15 protein-coding genes and 1 riboswitch are annotated in these 19,584 nt (G+C 41.9%); of the genes, 13 read left to right on the forward strand and 2 right to left on the reverse strand.

Annotated elements, in window-relative coordinates; all coding sequences use genetic code 11:
* The first annotated feature begins 77 nt into the window (after positions 1-77).
* Positions 78-1,373, forward strand: coding sequence for an aminoglycoside phosphotransferase family protein (locus B0H94_RS11360; protein ID WP_106589389.1), 1,296 nt, complete (start codon positions 78-80; stop codon positions 1,371-1,373).
* 1,574 nt (positions 1,374-2,947) lie between these two features.
* Here the strand turns inward: B0H94_RS11360 and B0H94_RS11370 are convergent.
* Both B0H94_RS11370 and B0H94_RS11375 read right to left on the reverse strand, forming a co-directional pair.
* Entirely contained in the window at positions 2,948-3,706 is a 759-nt protein-coding gene (locus B0H94_RS11370) for a hypothetical protein (protein WP_106589390.1), read from the reverse strand.
* A gap of 1 nt (position 3,707) precedes the next feature.
* Positions 3,708-4,574: an ABC transporter ATP-binding protein gene (locus B0H94_RS11375; RefSeq protein WP_106589391.1), complete on the reverse strand. Its 867-nt coding sequence runs from the start codon at positions 4,572-4,574 to the stop codon at positions 3,708-3,710.
* Positions 4,575-4,987: 413 nt separating this feature from the next.
* Between B0H94_RS11375 and B0H94_RS11380 the strand changes: the two genes are divergently transcribed.
* From B0H94_RS11380 to B0H94_RS11430, 12 genes are all read left to right on the forward strand, one after another.
* Positions 4,988-5,257, forward strand: a complete 270-nt coding sequence (locus tag B0H94_RS11380) for a hypothetical protein (protein WP_106589392.1) — start codon at positions 4,988-4,990, stop codon at positions 5,255-5,257.
* A 458-nt stretch (positions 5,258-5,715) separates the two neighbouring features.
* Entirely contained in the window at positions 5,716-6,585 is an 870-nt protein-coding gene (locus B0H94_RS11385) for a DMT family transporter (protein WP_106589393.1), read from the forward strand.
* Positions 6,586-7,456: 871 nt separating this feature from the next.
* Positions 7,457-7,942 (forward strand): inorganic diphosphatase, encoded by a 486-nt coding sequence (locus tag B0H94_RS11390; RefSeq protein WP_106589394.1) that lies wholly within the window; start codon positions 7,457-7,459, stop codon positions 7,940-7,942.
* A 151-nt stretch (positions 7,943-8,093) separates the two neighbouring features.
* Positions 8,094-8,278: riboswitch (cobalamin riboswitch) on the forward strand.
* A gap of 171 nt (positions 8,279-8,449) precedes the next feature.
* Positions 8,450-10,651 (forward strand): 5-methyltetrahydropteroyltriglutamate--homocysteine S-methyltransferase, encoded by a 2,202-nt coding sequence (gene metE, locus B0H94_RS11395; protein ID WP_106589395.1) that lies wholly within the window; start codon positions 8,450-8,452, stop codon positions 10,649-10,651.
* Positions 10,652-10,663: 12 nt separating this feature from the next.
* Positions 10,664-10,798 carry a hypothetical protein gene (locus B0H94_RS15430; RefSeq protein ID WP_282432545.1) on the forward strand — a complete coding sequence of 45 codons (135 nt, stop codon included), beginning with the start codon at positions 10,664-10,666 and terminating at the stop codon, positions 10,796-10,798.
* Between the two features lie 726 nt (positions 10,799-11,524).
* Positions 11,525-12,520, forward strand: coding sequence for a LacI family DNA-binding transcriptional regulator (locus B0H94_RS11400; protein WP_106589396.1), 996 nt, complete (start codon positions 11,525-11,527; stop codon positions 12,518-12,520).
* A 237-nt stretch (positions 12,521-12,757) separates the two neighbouring features.
* Positions 12,758-14,068 carry an ABC transporter substrate-binding protein gene (locus B0H94_RS11405; protein WP_106589397.1) on the forward strand — a complete coding sequence of 437 codons (1,311 nt, stop codon included), beginning with the start codon at positions 12,758-12,760 and terminating at the stop codon, positions 14,066-14,068.
* Positions 14,069-14,148: 80 nt separating this feature from the next.
* Positions 14,149-15,009, forward strand: a complete 861-nt coding sequence (locus tag B0H94_RS11410; RefSeq protein ID WP_106589398.1) for a carbohydrate ABC transporter permease — start codon at positions 14,149-14,151, stop codon at positions 15,007-15,009.
* Positions 15,009-15,827 (forward strand): carbohydrate ABC transporter permease, encoded by an 819-nt coding sequence (locus tag B0H94_RS11415; protein ID WP_106589399.1) that lies wholly within the window; start codon positions 15,009-15,011, stop codon positions 15,825-15,827. The genes B0H94_RS11410 and B0H94_RS11415 overlap by 1 nt, the downstream gene beginning before the upstream one ends.
* A gap of 29 nt (positions 15,828-15,856) precedes the next feature.
* Positions 15,857-16,540, forward strand: coding sequence for a YesL family protein (locus tag B0H94_RS11420; protein ID WP_106589400.1), 684 nt, complete (start codon positions 15,857-15,859; stop codon positions 16,538-16,540).
* Between the two features lie 20 nt (positions 16,541-16,560).
* Complete coding sequence (locus B0H94_RS11425) at positions 16,561-18,231, forward strand: glycoside hydrolase family 13 protein (RefSeq protein WP_106589401.1); 1,671 nt, start codon at positions 16,561-16,563, stop codon at positions 18,229-18,231.
* Between the two features lie 594 nt (positions 18,232-18,825).
* The gene (locus B0H94_RS11430; RefSeq protein WP_106589402.1) at positions 18,826-19,224 is read left to right on the forward strand and encodes a VOC family protein; all 399 of its coding nucleotides are present in this window, start codon (positions 18,826-18,828) and stop codon (positions 19,222-19,224) included.
* Positions 19,225-19,584: the final 360 nt, after the last annotated feature.

Raw genomic sequence — 19,584 nt, forward strand, 5'->3', positions numbered from 1 at the left:
ATTGTTCGTTTTTAATAAAAAGCGTAACTGTATTAAGTTTTAGCTGCTAAGCAAATATTAATTGAAGGAGGGAAGGTGTGAAAACTTTGGATCATGAATTATTACATACGTTCATCATTTACGCTGAAAAAGATGAAGCAATATTAGTTGATGTAGATTCAATTGCAATCTCACTCCCGTCATATAGGGCTAAAGCTTCACATATTGCAGTTACAAATCACATAAACCGTTACTTAGAAAACGAGTACAACATAAAGACAAATGTGATCAAGTGTCATTATGAAAATGAAAAGCAGCGCGTTTTTGTGGTTGAACTCATTCAGGAAAAGGGATTACTGCCTTCTAAAGCTAAGTGGTTACACAATCATCTTGATAAATTAAGTGATGGGGAGAAGAAAATTTTAAAAAGTTGGAGGTCTGCTTCGAGGCAAGTTTCTCTTCCGTGGTTCAAATTTGGTTGGAGAAATCGAATGGAGGCATGGCTTGAAAAAACCTTCTACGATGATTCTCTGCGGGTGGAGCAGGTAAGAAGTTGGGAAAGGTCAGCATTGTTCAAAGTTATCGGCCAGAGGGAAAGCTATTTTGTTAAGGCTGTGCCAAGTGTATTTTCACATGAACCTTTAGTAAGTCGTTTTTTGCATCAATACCAACCACTTGATGTTCCAGAAATCATTGATGCAGAAATGGATCAAAATTGCTACGTCATGAAAGAGTTAAAAGGTCCTTTGTTGGGAGAAACTACAAACATGACTTATTGGAAAGAAGCGGTTTTAAGTTTGGCAGATATACAAAAAAATTCTCTCGAGCATATCGAGCAGCTAAAAGAATTAAAGTGTCCTGTCCGCCCTGTATCTAACATCATCCAAGATTATTCAGAAGGTACGTTGTATAAATTGTATAGGAGCAATTACATTCAGAGTGAAGTTTATCAAAAATTAATTGTAACTCTTCCAAGGTTAATTAATAAGTCGGAGCTCTTAAAATCAACTAATGTGCCACTTGCTTTAGAGCATGGGGATTTTTTTGGTGGTAATATCATCGTTCAAGACGGGAAATCAGTTATATATGATTGGTCGGATTGCTGTCTTTCACACCCATTTTTAAGTGTAGTTACTTTTTTAGAAGAAGTTGAACAATTTTTTTCAAAAGCAGCCGCTTTGGCATTACTAGATGAGTACTTAGAGCAATGGAATATGTTTGCTTCAAAAGAGGCGCTAGCAAAGGAGTACGAGCTCATTAAATCAATCGCACCAGCTTACGGTCTAACGGTGTATCAAACGTTCATTTTTCCGAATTTCAATGACAATTGGGATAAGCAGCAGATTGTGGATGGCTACATAAACAGCTGGGTTAAAGCCCTAGATATGGAATGAGGTTTGTAGGGAGAAATAGAACCCTGAACGAACAAGGCAGGATTTTTCGCCGCCTGTTAAATCATAGAGGAAGCTTCGAAATGAAACAGCCTTTGAGTGGGAATGATGTATTTCCGAAGTAGACTTCACAAAATCGGAAGCAAGCAGATTTAAAATCTAAGTATCAACCACTTCAGTTTCGTCGTATTTCCGCTCTTGATTGTGGTAAGTGCCTTATCCTTTTTGATAGTCGTATTTTTTTAATCAGCTCTCAGTCGTACTTTAATAACAAAGAAATCAATTTTGCAAGTGATAAGTGTTATGAAACAGGTGGAACTCCACAAGTGGAAAGAGACTTCTTGACGTTAAATTACTCATTTTCTTGTCAAGAAAGCAACTAACGAATTTACCTGCATTGGCTTCAAATAAGATGCCTTTTGCATATGCACTTTTTAACATTTCAACCGCTATATCATTATCGTACCTGTCCAACCGGCGCGGTAACGAAAATGGGGAGACAGGTACAGCTTGCTAATGGAAAAGATATAGTGAAGTTGTGGGTCTAACCTTTAGTGTTTATCTTCATTTTGTGCTTTACCGCACTGGGGTGACAGACACTACATATCATATTCAAAGGCAAGCTTGGATTCCTAACTACTATTCTTATTCATCTCTTCCTTTTGACTAATAGCTTGTCTAATAAAGTGCAAAGCAATTATCCCGGCTAGAGAAATAGACAGAAAAATTGTCGTCAAGTGCATATATACATGATCGGCGCTAACAAAGCGAATCGCACTGTTAATAAATGCTAGAGAAGCAAGAATAACGACAGAAACTATTACAACAAGTTTTAAAATACGCAAACTTCTAAGAGTCACAATAACCAACCCCGTACTAGATTATTATTATTGAGATTCTACCCAATACGTTACACTTCCCATAATACGAATGGCTACACCTGTGTTTCCAGCATTCGCACTTGAAATAGCAGAATCACCAAGTTGTAAAACTGCAGCAAGTTTGGCTCCACTTGCACCCCCGCCAAGGGCAGAAGCCCCCTATCTAACAACAATTACATACACAACAATCCACCAAAATAATGTGCTGTTGAGACAATAAATGCAATCCCGGTAGAAAGTTCACTAGCTCTTCAGCAGTTAATGGATCCCAAATCAACGAACTTATAGTTCAACTCCTCTTGATCGACGATGCACATTAGCTTGTTACCGTCTCATCATAATAGGTATCGAGGTGGATAATCATCAATTCAACAGCTTGAAAATCTTGTTCACTCCATAAATCGTCGACAGTCTCTGCTTGTGCATTGGCTTTTTACCGTACTAGGGACAGGCACCACACAAAAAAAGGGGGGGGGGGGTTTTGATTGGCGTTAGCCAAAATAGCAGCTTAAAGCTTTTGATAAAATTTATAAATGATATAAAAGCCTAGTCCTGCTAGTGCCAAACCTAATATCAAGAGTAAAACCATAAATAAATCCATAAAATTCCTCCTTGATTTTCATGTACCTTGTAAAAATGATTAACATTCCTATAATCGCTGACTGGACCAGGGTGTGAAGATCTATATATACGGAACTAATATTCAACTTTTTTGAAACGGTTGATCGCAAATGTTAATAGTGCTGCTAAATAAATGATTGTTATCATAATCATGATTGCAAAGACACCATATAAACCTAATGAATCTATTTGATCAGTATAACCAGTGGGAACTAAAAACTTTGATACACCTAACATTGGCGCCAATGTGGTAAAGAATATGAACAATAAAGTTCCTAGTATCGTATACCCTGCACTCAACTTGATAGATAAAGTAATTGCAAGAACGATGGCTATCAATTGAACTAAATATATGCCTATTGGTTCAAGGCTGAACGCTAAAAGGTTAGTCCCTTCTGGAAGTAAGAGGGGAGAAGTGTTATCTAAAGAGCCTGTATGAATATAATAAACAACGGTGGAACTTATAAATAATATAACGTTAAAAATCGTATGAATGATAAGCAATGTGATTAATTTAGAAAACAAAATTGAAGACCTTTTAATATCTTTATACATAAATATGATTCCACTATGTATTTCATCATAGAATACCTTTGAAATGATAAAAGCTAAAATAACAAATGGCAGTAATAAATTATGTAGTATACCAAACAACATATAAAATAAATCCAAGCCTGTCATGGTGATCCCACTATCAGTTTCAATTTGTAAAAAATCAGAATTAAATATTGCTGACAAAATCACAATAAATGGAACCAGTCCAAAGCACCAATATAACCAAATTGATTTCATCTTAATGGTGTTTTTAAAAATCGGTAAAAACAAATGATTCATATTATACTTCTTCCCCTTTCTTAAATAAATCTTTTAGATGATCTTTTTTATTGATATCTGTGATAGATGTTTCCTCAGATAACACTTTGATTAAATCATTGAAATGCTCATTCTCTAATGACGTGGTTATTTCTTTATGATTCATTTCAGTATGCTCGAATTTTTGTATTACTGACGGATCAATTTCATCATTGATTTTGATAACTGTAACAGAGGTTAACGATTTATCGAACTCTTTTACTAATAACCCGTTGTCTATATAAATGTATCGATCGCATATCATCTCTAATTCACTTAACTGGTGACTAGAAATCAATACTGTCAATTCTCTATCTACAACCCATTCTCTTAATTTTTCTATTAAAGCAGTTACACCGTTAGGGTCTAACCCTACAAAAGGTTCATCCATAACTACGAGTTTAGGTGCAGAAGATAAACACATGGCTAACCCCAGCCTTTGTTTCATACCAAACGAAAATTGACTCGGGTTATGATCCTTTTCTTCCCATAGATCAACCAACATTAAGACATTTTTAATTTCTTTTTCTGAATAGTCCATGTCATTAATTGTTAGATAAAATTTAATGTTCTCATATGCAGATAAATGATTAAAGAACGCTGATTCAATCATCAAATTCACATCTTTTAACATATTGTTACCTTTTAAGATGTCTCTATCATTAATAACGATTTCACCCTCAGTAGGTATTAATGATTTTGCTATTAGCTTCATAATTGTTGTTTTACCAGCTCCGTTTTTCCCGAGTAATCCGACAATTTCTCCTTTTGTCAATTCAAAACTGACATCTTTAACCGCATATACATCACTTTTTTTAAACTTCTTTGATAAATTCTTTACTGTCAACATGACGTTTCCTCCTTCTAACAACGAATTACTTCAATCAATAGTATCCACCTGAACCCGAGGAGTGGGGCAGCCGCGGAATTTACTTATTTGCTCCTTGTTTCTCTTCAATTTGACGTCGAATAAAAACTAAAGCTAATAGGCCGGCTAAACAAATGATCAAAATCATTGAACTTGGTTGCCCGTAATTATAGTTAGAGTGCAATTGTTACAACTAACGTATTTTTCAAATGATGTAAATTCATAATCGCCATAAATACCCTTGCTTTTAAAAAATAGTGCTATGCTTTATTGATAATCATGTCGGTTGTAGATAAAATAAATCTCAAATGATATTGTTGGATCAAATGGAATTTTTATCTTTTCACTAGTGATTACTTTTCTTAAAAAATTGATTCATAAAACAGGAGGATTCTATGAGTACTGCAGAAACGGTTCCTGGTAAGAAGAATTCAAAGTCAATATTAAGCTTAAGCTTGGCGGTCATTTCTTTTGTGCTGCCGGTTTTTGGCTTAGCTGTAGCCGTTGCCGCTATAATGATGGCAAATACCGGCGCGAAAGAGATTCAACAAAGTGGGCGAGTCAATGCTGGTGAAAATTTAGCTTTAACAGCAAAAATCATCAGTGGTGTAAGTATTGTGATTCAGCTGATGGTTTTAATTGGTGTAATTGCTTTTTACGTGTAAAATTATATAATCCGCTTGCCGGTTCTCCGTCTCAGCCCTTTAGATGTTGCTATTCTAAAGGGCTTTTTACTGCGTTAGAAGCTTCTTTTTATCATAATTTTACTTTCAAGGTTAGGGAGAGAGGTTCACACTTTCTATTTCTTCTAATTAACCTAATTTTATACATATTGTGCGTGTGAAATCAACAATTGTTTAAATCACAGCTTTCGTGGAATAGAAACACATTGTACACATTTTCTGATTTGGTAGTTTAAGAAAAAGCCCGATATATAGAGGTCTTTCGCGAATAAACGCGAGATTCATAAGCACTTACATTGCGCATACATAGAAAAGGAACATATAATTGTAGTTATGGTGTGTGACAATTTTAGTTAAAAATCTCCACGTGGATGCTTACATAAGTCTTTTACAGATTGACGCACGTGGAGATTGGCACGACGATGGAAGGGGGCATACGGATGAAGTTTGCAGGTGTAGGTTTAGTGATGCTCGCCGCTATGTTTTGGGGCTTAAGCGGTGGGATTGGCGATATTTTAATGTCGCGAGGATGGGATCCGATTGTCATCTCATTTTACAGAGGTGCAATTGGGTTTATTTGTTTTTTAGCATGGTTTCTTTTTCACATTCGAAATCGTTGGACCTTTTCTCCTCGCTTATGGATATGGTCCTTATTAGCAGGCATTGGCGTCGCCGGTAATTTCACATTTTATTTTATCGGAATTCAAGCTGCAAGCATTGCGGTTGCTGCGACGTTAATGTACACAGCGCCGGTGTTTGTCCTGCTCGTCTCGTTTATATTACGCATGGAACGGTCGACGTGGTTTAAGTGGGGCTGTATTTTCGGTGTACTTATAGGCATTATTCTTCTTACAGGTGCTTACAATATCGATACGCTTTCAGTGAGTTTGGTGGGCGCTAGTGCAGGACTTGCTGCTGGTCTTTCTTATGCTTTGTTTATCTTCGGCTTTAAAAACGCCTCTGCGCTTGGAAATCCGCAGACAACGTTGGTCATTGCGTTTTTTGCATTTTCCGTCATTCTGTTTCTCATTATGGACCGAGGTGAAGCTGCCGCTGTATTGGCGTCAAGTGACATTGTTCTATTGATTCTCTTAGGGGTATTTGGCGCTGGTGTTTCATTTATCATTTATTTGATTGGTATTCGTAAAACGACCCCAAGCACCGCTTCAATGGTAGCGATGGTTGAACCGGTAACAGCTTCGTTATTCGGTGTCGTGCTGCTTGGCGACTTTTTAAATATAACGCAGGTGCTTGGTATGGCAATTATTTTGTTTACCGTCACTGTCCTTAGTGTGAAGCAGTCGAAGTAATGAAGTTCAGGTTCATAACGTGAACAGGTTGAATGCGTAGCTGTTTGAACCGTATCCAATTGGCGCTTGAGAGAAAAGAACAACAGTATAACAATAAGTGAGTCGTAACGAAAAAGTGGTATCCGGTCACTAATCGTTACGATTCTTTTTAACTCATCCCGTATGTCTTTAAGCTCCTTGATCATGTCGGTTTTGTCTTAAACTTTCAATAAAAGCGGAGGCTGATATCGCTTTTTGGCGGACGCTTGCACCCGGAGGGCACAAGTGCGACATCGGTTTAATCTGCACTTACGCTTGAAGTCACCGTGTCTTCTTAGCTCCGTCACGATCTCAACTTCCTCGGCAGAAAGTTACTGCCTGCGGGATTTTCGGCTCGTGCTGTTCCTGATGGCGTCGCCGCCGATGCTTGTCGGCCTAGCGTCATTTGATGGTCATGAATTGTAGAGAGCCTTTTGATCAAGCGATAATTAGATGAACCAATTCATAATGACGCTTCATGAGCGATCAAGCGAACCATATCCAATGGAAATCCTTAATGATCCGTTAAATAACGAGTAACCGAAACAAAAGACGGCGACTCCCAGAGGGTCAAGCGCAGGCTGAAGATCCACTTGTTCGGTTGGCAATCAAATCGAACAAGTTAGTTGAAGCCAAGCCCTCGGGAAAGCGTCCGTCTGGGGTGAAGGTTACGTTCATGATTCGGTTTTTTCTCTTAATAGGGCAGCCAGCGGCGTTTGAAGCCGTAGGTTGTGAGTTAATGTTAAGTTTTGTACTTTGTCTACAGCCTGTATTTTTTCAAACGAAAAAAATTGTATTTTATTGTAAATAAATTTGTTACACTATTAAAAGAAAAAATTAGGAGGTCGTGATTATGGGGAGTAGTGTCAGTGTTTTCGTAGAGATTCCTTACGGTAGTTCTAACAAATATGAGTTTGATATTGAAAAAAATTCATTTAAGTTGGATAGGGTCCTTTATTCTCCAATGTACTATCCTGCAGAATACGGTGAAATACCTCAAACTTTAGCTGAAGACGGTGATCCTTTAGATGCTTTGGTATTAGTTACTCATCCGACTTTTTCCGGATGTATAATTGATACAAGAATTATTGGTGCGCTAACAATGGCTGATGAAAAAGGTAAAGATGATAAGTTAATAGGGGTGCCCGTCAACGACCCAAGATTTGCAAATGTGAATTCTTTGAAAGATATATCTCCACACATCTTAGAAGAAATAAAACACTTTTTTGAGACATATAAAGATCTGGAGAAAAAGCAAGTTAAAATAGATAAATGGGAAGATAAGTCTTCAGCATTGAAAATTTTGGATAGAGCCGTTCAAAACTACGGCAAATCCTAAAGTAGCAAATTAATGCGTTTAGAAGTTTCGGGATTAAGTCGTACTTTTATAATGATAAATGGTGAAGTTTGAACTGAGAATTTTTTTGAGCTTTAAAAACCTCTTGCTTTTTTCCGAGCATTCCGCTTAAAATAATAACTATTCCAAGTGAATATGTGAAAGAACAGAAGGTACCTCGTTTTGAGGTTGAAAAGGGAATCCGATGAAAATTCGGAGCTGTCCCCGCAACTGTAAGTGCCGGCGAACGGATCAAGCCACTGGGGTGAAACACCCCGGGAAGGGATCTTAATAGGCGAAGGCACGAGCCAGGAGACCTGCCCGCTGTTCTTTTCGAAAGTTTCTAATCTTCGGGGGGTGAGATTGGGGGCGACGAAAGATTGATATACAGGGGGACGTAGATCTGTCCCGCTTTCCAATTTGGCGTCGTTTATCATACTGCAGCCCTCTTTGTGCAAAGTGCACGAAGGGGGCTTTTTTACGTTTGAAACATGCGAAGGAGTGAGGGCAATGAATAAAGCAACAACAATCGGTTACTTACAACTCGATGGCAAGCGCGCCTGGAAGCGGGCGCTGGAGTCATTTTGGCAGGAGAAAACGAGTGAAGAAGCGCTGCACCAAACGTTAAAAACGCTGCGGCTTCACCGCCTCCATAAACAGGAAAGTTACGGGATCGATCACGTGCCGGTAAATGATTTTACGTATTACGACCGGATGCTTGATACAGCTTGGATGTTTAACCTCATCCCGGCGCGCCACCGCACGAACGACACACCGGACGTAACCGAGTATTTCGCCATGGCCCGCGGCACAGTTGACGCCGGCGCCTGCGCGATGAAAAAGTGGTTCAACACGAATTATCACTACATTGTGCCGGAATATGAGAACCAGCCGCTTAAACTAGTGCGCAATCTGCCGCTTGAAGCTTACGCTGAAGCAGAAGCTGCCGGTATCACAGATGCGAAGCCGGTGTTGATCGGACCGTATACTTTCGTGAAGCTTTCAAGCGGTTTTAACTCACTTGGTGAAGGCCTTGAAGCCGTACTCCCACTCTACACCCAAGTGCTTGCTGAGCTGAACGCCCGCGGGGTCAACTGGGTGCAGCTTGAAGAGCCGTATGCGGTTACGGACGAGGCAGAAGCAGACGCGGAATCTTTGGCACATGTGTATGAAACTTTATCTGAAGTTGCGCCAAACATTATGCTGCAAACGTATTTTGAAGCGCCGGCGGTATATGAGACGCTGACCCAACTGCCGGTGGCCGGCCTAGGCCTTGATGTGACAAAGCCGCGGACACAAAAACTTTTAAAGACGCAAGGATTCCCGGCAGATAAAGTACTTGCAGCCGGTGTCATTCCAGGAGACCGGATTTGGAAGCAGGCGCCGGCGCAGGTGGAAACCCTGCTTCGTTTCGTTGAAGAAACAGCGCATCCGAAAGCGCTCTGGGTGCAGCCAACGACAAGTTTATTGCACGTACCTGAGACAAAAACACATGAAACACGGCTCTCCCAAACGTTGTATGACCAGCTTGCGTTTGCAGATGAAAAGTTAGCTGAAGTGAAAACGGCCGCTTCCCGCACCGCGCCTGCTGAAACGACGCATCCGGCACCGGTAAATGAGCACGCAGCTGTCTTTGCCGGTGTGGATACCCATCGCGGCACAAACGCTGACAAGCGACGGGTCGCGCAGCAATCGTTTCAGCTTCCGCTTTTACCGACGACGACTATTGGTAGTTTGCCGCAGACGACGGATGTGCGCAAACTGCGCAGGGATTATAAGCAGGGTGAGTTGAGCGCGGCGGCTTATGAGGAGGCGCTTGAGGCGCGGACGGCCGGCTGGATTGAGACGCAGGAAGCGCTCGGGCTGGATGTGCTTGTGCACGGGGAGTTTGAGCGTAATGATATGGTGGAGTATTTTGGTGAGCGGCTTGAGGGTTATGCGTTCACGGATTTTGGCTGGGTGCAGTCGTATGGCTCGCGTGGGGTGAAGCCGCCGATTGTGCATGATACGGTGCACCGGCCGGAGGCGATGACGGTGAAAGCGGCGGTGCATGCGCAGTCGTTAACGGAGAAGCCGCTGAAGGGGATGTTGACCGGACCGGTGACGATGGTGAACTGGTCGTTTCTGCCGGAGGATCAGCCGAAGTCGGTGACGGCAGCGGAAGTGGCTGAAGCGCTTGCTGAAGAGGTGCGTGATCTGGAGGCGGCAGGGATTACGATGATTCAAATTGATGAGCCGGCGTTTAAGGAAGGGTACCCGCTTCGGGCTGCGGATCAAGCGGCATATGAAGATTGGGCGGTGCGCACGTTTCAGCGGACACACCGGGATGTGGCGGACAGTACGCAGGTTCATACGCACATGTGCTACAGCCAGTTTGAAGAGATTCTGGAGGCGGTCGGTGCAATGGATGCGGATGTGATTTCAATTGAAGCATCGAGAAGCCGCGGCAAGATTCTTGAAGCGTTTGCGGACGGGCAGTTTGTCAATGACATCGGCTTAGGCGTGTATGATATTCACTCACCGCGCACGCCGGCCGTTGCGGAGATGGAAGCGATGATTGAGCGCTGCCTCGACTTGTTCCCGGCAGAGCGCTTCTGGGTCAACCCGGACTGCGGCTTAAAGACACGTTCTGAAGCTGAAGCCAAAGCCTCGCTTGAAGCGATGGTGGAAGCGGCACGAAACGTACGTGAAAGAGTTGAGGCCAAAGTGTAGACAGGTGGCTTGATGAGCAGAGGCTGCTGCCCGGCTGGCGGTGGTTACTGCCCGGATGCGGTGGCTACTGCACGGTTAGCAGGAGGTGCTGCCCGGCTGGAAGTGGTTACTGCACGGCTGGCGGCGGCTACTGCCCGGTTAAGGTGAGGAGCTGCACGATTAAGGTGAGGAGCTGCCCGGCTGGAGGTGGTTACTGCCCGGATGCGGTGGCTACTGCACGGTTAGCAGGAGGAACTTATATTGAAAGGAAGCGGGTCATTCCGCTTCCTTTTTTTAATCAGCAGAAGCAAGATACGTTATATGAAAAATCTCTTTGTAGTGTGAATCTACTTGTTTATCTTCATTAGACAGATTACAATTAATTGCATCATAAGAAAAATATAACTTTAAAATACAAGGGAGATTCTATTATTTTTGTTAATATTGCTTTCTCAATTTTTACGATAATAGCATTGATTTTGATTATCACATTCGTAGTCTTTCTTATGAAGAAAAAATGAATTGGAAAATTTATCATTAAAAATGTTCAGCATGGTAATGCACCTCGGAAGTTAGATTTATGACGCTAACTCTCGAGGTGTTTTTGTAGGGTGATACGTATAAAATTAAAGAATATTTTACTTTCAGAAAGTATTCTCCGGTCAAAAGTAGTAATTATTTCATTCCTTTTAGTAACTATCACACGATCGCTATGTTAGCATCCATTCAATTGCGAGTTATATAACTACCCTTCAGCTATCATCGATATATTCAACGCTGAACGCCTGTTACGCAAAGAATTCGTTTTGCAATCCATCGAAAAGGTGGGTAAAATAAAGGTGATTGCAACTGGTTTCAAAATTCGATGCGGACACCATCACGAGGGGTTTTACTATGCCAACGATTTCTGATGTCGCTAAACGATCCGGACTTTCCAAATCCACGGTCTCCCGTGTATTGAATAATTATCCCCACGTATCTGAAGAGAAGAAAGAGCGTGTGCAAAAGGCGATGGCAGAGCTTGAATATACGCCGAATCCTTCGGCACGAAAGATGCGGGGCGCTTTAACGACGACGATCGGGGTTGTCGTAACGCGTATTGTAAATCCTTTCTTTTCATACTTAGTCAATGCGATTGAACAAGTCGCTTATGAGCAAGGCTATCAAGTCGTTGTTTTTCAAAGTAATGAGGATCAAGAAAAAGAGCTGTCTTTTTTGCAGTTGATGCAGCATAAACAGCTTGATGGTATTATTATGGCTTCCATTGAAAATGATGAAGAAGTGATTGAAACGTACTTAGCATACGGTCCGATTGTGTTTGTAAATGAATACATTCAGCATATGAATACGGTGCCAAGCGTGCGTATTAACCATATTGCAGCAGCGTATGAAGGTGTGATGCACTTATTAAATCAAGGACATCGCCGCATTGCCTACTGTACCGGCGGCTTGTTTGAACAGCAGGGCCAGTCGGATGATCGAAACATTGGTTATAAAAAAGCATTGGCTGAAAAAGGAATCGAGGTAGACCCACAGTTCGTGTTTGTAAATAAACATACGATTGAAGACGGAGAAAGTGTGGGACGGGCCATTTTTCAAATGAAGGAGCAGCCAACTGCTGTGTTTACCGGTAGTGATGAAGTCGCTGCCGGCGTGATTGCTGCAGCTCATGAATTAAATCAGCGTGTACCAGAAGATTTAGCAGTCGTAGGGTTTGACGATCAACCAATTGCAAAAATCACATATCCGAAGCTGACGACGATTAAACAGCCGGTCGATGACATGGGGCGCTTAGCAGCCAATCTTATGATCGAAGCGTTAAATGGGACCACGCCCACAGAAAACGAGACGGTGCTTGAAACAAAGTTTGTAGAGCGTGATACAACGTAGGTTAATGTTTGCGGTTAAATTTGAAACCGATACCAAAAACTTAATAGTTACAATAAGCGCCAAATCAAGCTTCTCATAATTTAATTAAAAAAATTGTAAAAAAAGTATTGAAAACGATACCAAAACCATTTAAACTCAACCTTAACAACACCCCGGGAGCGTTGAACTTATTTTTTTATACAATTTTGAAACCGTTCCCAAAATGCCGGGGAGATTATAATTAGGGGGAATTTACTTATGGGATCCATGAAAAAATTTAACGGTTGGTTATTGTTAGGTTCAGCTGGCATGATCCTTACAGCTTGTAATGGCGACGATGAAGCCGCGGAAGGGACAGATGATGGTGAGGATACAAATGGTGATGTTGTAGACGTTGAAATCTTTCAAGGAAAAGTCGAATTTCGCGATCAATTTATTGAACTTTCTGAATTGTACGAAGAAGAAAACCCGAATGTGAACATTGAATTTTCAGCTGTTGGTGGCGGAACAGACTATTTTTCAACGTTAAGATCCCGTTTTTCTTCAGGTGATGAACCGGATGTTTTCAGCTTGGCAGGTCCTTCAGAACTAAATGATTACGAGGATAATGTACTCGATTTATCAGACCATCCGGCAGTGGATGAAGCGATTGACGGTACACTTGAAGGGGCGACAGATGGTGATGGAAACATCCGAGGTATTCCGTTTCAGCAGGAAGGGTACGGCCTTTTGTATAATAAGCGGATGTTTGATGAAGCAGGAATTGATGCAGATGAAATTTTGACGTATGAAGATTTAGAAGAAGCGGTTGAAACGTTAGATGATCAAAAGGATGAGCTTGGCATCGATGGTGTATTTGCGCTGCCGGGTGCCGAAGCCTGGGTGATGGGAGACCATTTAGCGAACACGTATTTATCACCGGAATTTAACGGCGATATGATGGAAGCTTACGAGAGTGACACTGTCGATTTTGAGCGGGCGGATGAGATGGAACGCATGCTCATGCTGCAAAACGATTACTCCATAGAGCCGGTATTAAATATGGATTACTCACAGCAGGTTGAAGAGTACTTCTCATTAGAGCGGACCGCGATGATTCAGCAGGGCGATTGGGTTCACCCGACATTAGAGCAGATGGATCCAGAATTTGCAAATGAACATGTAGGTGTACTCCCGCTGCCGGTTGAAGATTATGAAGGTCATATCCCAGTTGATGTGCCAAACTACTGGGCAATTAATGAAGGTGCAGAAGATGATGTCATTGAAGAAGCAGAAGCTTTCTTTGAATGGATGTATACCGATGAGGAAGGTATTGCTGCAGTGCAGGATAAGCTTGATATGATTCCGGCACATGAAGGTTTTGATGTGGATGAGATCGATGCGCCGATCCAGCAGGAAATTTATGAATATGTGCTCGAGGAAAATACCCTCGGTTGGATTTTTACCGGCTACCCGCAAGGCTGGGGAACTGATTTTGGAGCGCATGTACAGGAATATCTCTCTGGTGGAAGAGACTGGGATGACGTGATCGAAGCTGGGCAGGAAGAATGGGAGCAGTCGCGCGAGTAAGCATGCATATACCAACGGGAAAACAGCTGCGCAGCCAAGCCGGCTGTTTTTCCGAATAATGATTGTTGGAGGAACGTCGTATGCGTAATAGAAGCCCGGCTTTTTGGTTATTTATTGCACCTGTCTTAGTCGCACTCATGTTAGTAGTTGGCGTACCGCTGTTGATGGGTTTTTTCTATACCTTTACAGATTGGAACGGCCTTGGCTTTAACCAGTTTGTTGGTTTCGAACATTACAGCCGTTTGCTCGGAGATGATCGTTTTTTAAGTTCACTTTGGTTTACAATTCAGTTTTCTTTTGTATCTGTCATTTTATTAAATATTATTGGTCTTGGCTTAGCTTTAATTGTGACGCAAAAGTTAAAAACAAGTAACTTTCTGCGGACGATCTTTTTTATGCCGAACTTAATTGGCGGCTTAATCCTCGGATTTATCTGGCAGTTTATTTTCATCAACGTGTTTGGTCAAATCGGTCAGTTTATGAATGTGGATGGACTTCAAGGCTGGCTCTCCACCCCGACGACCGGGTTTTGGGGACTCGTAATTTTAACGGTTTGGCAGCTGGCAGGCTATATCATGATCATTTATATCGCTTACTTACAAAACGTACCCGGTGAATTGATCGAAGCCTCGCAAATTGACGGTGCCGGCCCGGTTCAGCGGTTTAAAAATGTCACATTTCCTTTAATCGCACCTGCATTTACTGTCAGCATGTTTTTAACGCTATCTGTCTCATTTAAAATTTACGACCAAAACTTATCTTTAACTGATGGTGGGCCATTTAATTCAACGGAAATGGTAGCAATGAACATTGTTTATACCGCCTTTGACAGTAATGAAATGGCATATGGTCAGGCCAAAGCCGTTGTATTTTTAATCTTTGTATCAATAATTGCGATCTCTCAAGTTTATTACAACAAGAAGAGAGAGGTTGAGATGTGATGAAACAGCAAAATGGTAAAAATTACTGGGTAGAAATTTTAGGTATATTTCTTGCGCTCATTTGGCTTTCGCCATTTTACTTAATGGTCGTGAATTCATTTAAGACAAACCGCGATATTTTTGAAGATGTTCTTGGATTGCCGCCGGAGGCTGTGTTTGCGAACTATGTCCAAGCGTTTCACGACCTTGATTTTTTAAACGCCTTATGGAATTCAACATTCATCACTGTCTCAAGTATCGTGTTGATTATCATCTTCTCTTCCATGGCAGGTTACGCCCTGGCACGAAACAAAAGTAAGTTAAGCGGCGCGTTGTTATTAATCTTTGTATCTGCGATGCTGATTCCATTTCAAGCCGTGATGATTACGCTCACCTCATTTTTCAGCAGCTTTCAAATGTTGAATCAGTATGGGTTGATCTTTATGTATCTCGGTTTTGGCTGCAGCCTTGCGATTTTCCTCTATCACGGGGCAATGACCGGGATCTCCATCACATTAGATGAAGCAGCCACAATTGACGGGGCAAGCCGTTTTCAAACGTTTTGGTACATCATTTTTCCGCTGTTAAAGCCGATTTCAGTAACTGTGGCGATTTTAAATGTTATTTGGATTTGGAATGATTATTTGCTGCCGTCATTAGTTTTAAGTTCGGAGGAAGCGACGATCCCAATCAATATGTATTACTTTTTCGGTGAATACACGCGACAGTGGGATCTTGCTTTAGCCGGCTTAACATTAGCGATCATTCCGATCATTATATTTTACTTTTTTGCGCAAAAACAAATCATTTCCGGTGTGACTGACGGAGCCGTCAAATAAGCGTTTAAAGCAGAAGGAAGGTGATCGAAATGGTTTCTGCAGCAGGCTTTTACCGGACGTGTGAATGGGTGTCAAAGTTTTCGCTTGTGAATGTGTACTGGCTTATCGCGATCAGTCCGCTTTTATTTCTCGGCGGGGTCGCTGCATTTACCGGCGGAGGTGCACTATGGCTCGCTGCCCTTGCTGCAGCAGCCATTCTTGCACCGTTTCTATTCTTTCCGGCAACAGCCGCACTGTTTGCTTCAGTACGTACGTTTATTGTGGATGAAGATCAAGGTGACTCTCTGAAACAATTTGTCCGTTACTTTCAAGAGAACTACCGTCAAGCATTTCAGGCCGGTCTCTTGTTAACGGTATTGTGGGTGATTTGGGGAATTGATTATTTTTACTTTTTTATCACAGATCACTTTCTGCTTGTAACCTTTTTATTGTTCGGTGTTCCTTTATATTTATTTACGATTTATGTATTTATGGTCATGTCCCATTTTCACATCACATTACGGGACATTTATAAGCGGGCGTTTTACTTCACCTTTGGCGCTCCATTAACGAGCTTTTTCATTTTATCATTAACGTTCATGCTCATATTTATCGGCTTGAGCGGATGGACGTTTTTACTCATCTTTTTCGGTGGTTCTTTCATCGCCTTTGTATCGTTCTCGACATTTTACAAAAAGGTGCTGAACTTACAAAGTCAGCAAGCATCAACTTAATGATCAATGGAGGTAAGTCTATGACTACAAAATGGTGGCAGAATTCAGTTGTTTATCAAATTTATCCACGCAGTTTTAACGATTCCAATCAGGACGGTGTCGGTGACATTCCCGGCATTATTGAAAAGCTCGACTACTTGGCAGATCTCGGTATTGATGTCATTTGGCTCAGTCCGGTGTATGCCTCACCGATGAAAGATAACGGTTACGACATTTCCGACTATGAAAATATTGCAGAAGTTTTCGGTACGATGGAAGATATGGATCAGTTAATCGCGGAAGGGAAAAAGCGTGGCATTTCGATTATCATGGATTTAGTGATTAATCATTCATCAGATCAGCACCCGTGGTTTCAAGAATCGCGGAAAAGTAAAGATCATCCAAAGCGGGACTACTACATTTGGAAGGATCCACGGGAAGACGGAGGTCCGCCGAACAATCTTCGGGCAGTGTTTGGTGGGTCGTGCTGGGAGTATGATGAACATACCGGACAATACTATTTTCATTCATTTGCAAAAGAACAGCCGGACCTCAACTGGGAAAACCCGGAGGTGCGCGAGCATTTGTACAGCATGGTACGTTGGTGGCTCGATAAAGGGATTGGCGGCTTTCGGATTGATGCGATTACCTTTATTAAAAAGCAGCCATTTTATGAGGATTTCACACCGGACGGGCCCGACGGCTTGCAGGAGGTGGCGCCAAATCAGCCGGGCGTCGGTGAATTTCTGCAGGAATTAAAACGAGAGACATTTGATCACTATGACATTTTCACAGTGGCAGAAGCTCCTGGCGTAGCGCCGGAGGAGATCCCGGACTTTGTAGGTGAAGACGGTCATTTTGATATGCTCATTCGTTTTGACCATGTGGACATTGATATGGGACCGCACGGCCGCTGGTTCCCAACAAAAGACTGGGAACTGCAAGATTTTAAAGCTGCGATCACCAATGCGCAAAAAGCAACCGAAAGTGACGGCTGGATGGCCAATTACTTGGAAAATCATGACCAGCCCCGAGCCATCAGCCGCTTTATCCCGAAAGAAGATCAAAGTGAGTTCACTGGAAAAATGCTTGCGACCACTTACTTTCTTTTAAAAGGAACACCGTATATTTATCAAGGCCAGGAGATCGGCATGCGAAACACTGATTTTGAAAGCATTGAAGAACTAGACGACATTTCATCCATTGATCAGTATGAAGCAGCGCTCAGGCACGGCCACTCGAAAGAAGATGCATTCCGATGGATTAGTCACCGGAGCCGGGATAATGCCCGGACACCGATGCACTGGGATGCCACTTACGCCTCCGGGTTTAGTGAAGCAGCCCCTTGGCTGAAAGTAAGCAGTGATTACGCGGAAATTAACGTGGCAGAAGCGAAAAGCCGGCCTGACTCTCTTTATCAATTTTATAAAGACTTAATCTATCTTCGTCAGCATAGCGCTTACAGCAGCGTGCTCATTTCCGGAGATTACAAAGAGCAGTTTGCTGATCATCCGCAAGTGTTGGCCTACACACGTACTTTGGAAAACGAGCGCATCATCATTATCTCAAACTTCACGAATGAAGAAGCAGCACTGACCCTCGACACGCCGCTTGGCAACTGGATCTTCGGCAACGTAGACAGCACGTGTGTCAACGGGAACGACGTAAAACTACGCCCGTACGAAACAGTGGTCGTAGCATGGCCGAAATAAAACAGCAGTAGACTGCGCGATTGGAGAGGTTACTGCCCGATTAGCGTAGCGAACTGCACGGCTGGAGGGGGTTACTGCCCGATTAGCGTAGCGAACTGCACGGCTGGAGAGGGTTACTGCCCGATTAGCGCAGTGAGCTGCCCGGCTGGAGAGGTTACTGCCCGATTAGCGCAGCGAGCTGCCCGGCTGGAGAGGTTACTGTGCGGCTGCGGAAATTTGTGCGAGGTTAGAGTAGGGTTACTGGACGACTGAAATGAGCTTTTGATAGATAATAGACTAAAGCTTTTTTATGAGTGATCAATTTTAAAACAATATTTCATTATAGTGGGTGCAGATCACAATTGGTGTCGCACCCTTTTTTTATTATGAGAGTGTTCTAAATTAAAAAAACATATAGCGTACTATATTCTGCAAACCAAAGTATTTAATTTGAAATAAATATTGCATTTTGGCGAGTTATTTCAAGAATTAAGAAGTGTCTTTAAGAGAAAAATGAAAAATGCTACGATAAATGTAATAATTTGAAAGATCACTTTTTAGGGTGGTATTGAAGAATAGTAGGAGAACAGACTAAATTAAAAAGGGGGAAGTAACATGCAACAAGGGTTACTACATCATATCGAACTAAATGTTTCAAATTTGAAGCAAACCATTGAATTTTGGGGGTGGTTTCTAGAAGAAATCGGGTATAGGCCTTTTCAAAGATGGGAAAGTGGTCAAAGCTGGAAATTGGGTGACACTTACATTGTATTTGTCCAAGCAGAAGAAAGGTTTTTACAACCTCCATATCATAGAAGGCGAGTTGGTCTTAATCATTTAGCTTTTCACGCTTCATCACGTGCGCATGTGGATGCAATGACGAAAAAATTAAAAGAGAGAGAGGTCAACATTCTCTACACAGATAAATACCCATTTGCTGGTGGGGATGACTATTATGCTGTTTATTTTGAGGATCCAGACAGAATCAAAGTAGAGTTGGTTGCTCCAAAATAATTATGAAGATTATCTAAGGTCATCGGTTGAATAACAAAGATGAAGTATCATGAATAAAATAACAAGCTCCTATAATTGCTTTAAAACCGAACAAACGATCGTTATCACATCACCTTCGCTTCCTCTAGCAACCTCTCATAGTTTCACCTCGGTTGTCATAGTTATCATTGCGGTGAATTTAACTTCCCGCCTACATTTCGTTTCCTTTAGATAGCACAACAACCTGCATTAAGATGCTTCAACGATTGCACAAAAAGCAACATAATCAACCTGCAAAAATCACAATTATGTATATATATCTTCGAAAAATCCATTTTTTTCTTCGAATCCGTGTCATTTATGGTAATATTATAAATGTTG

It is taken from the genome of Salsuginibacillus halophilus (assembly GCF_003014715.1).
In the GTDB taxonomy this organism is placed as follows: domain Bacteria; phylum Bacillota; class Bacilli; order Bacillales; family Marinococcaceae; genus Salsuginibacillus; species Salsuginibacillus halophilus.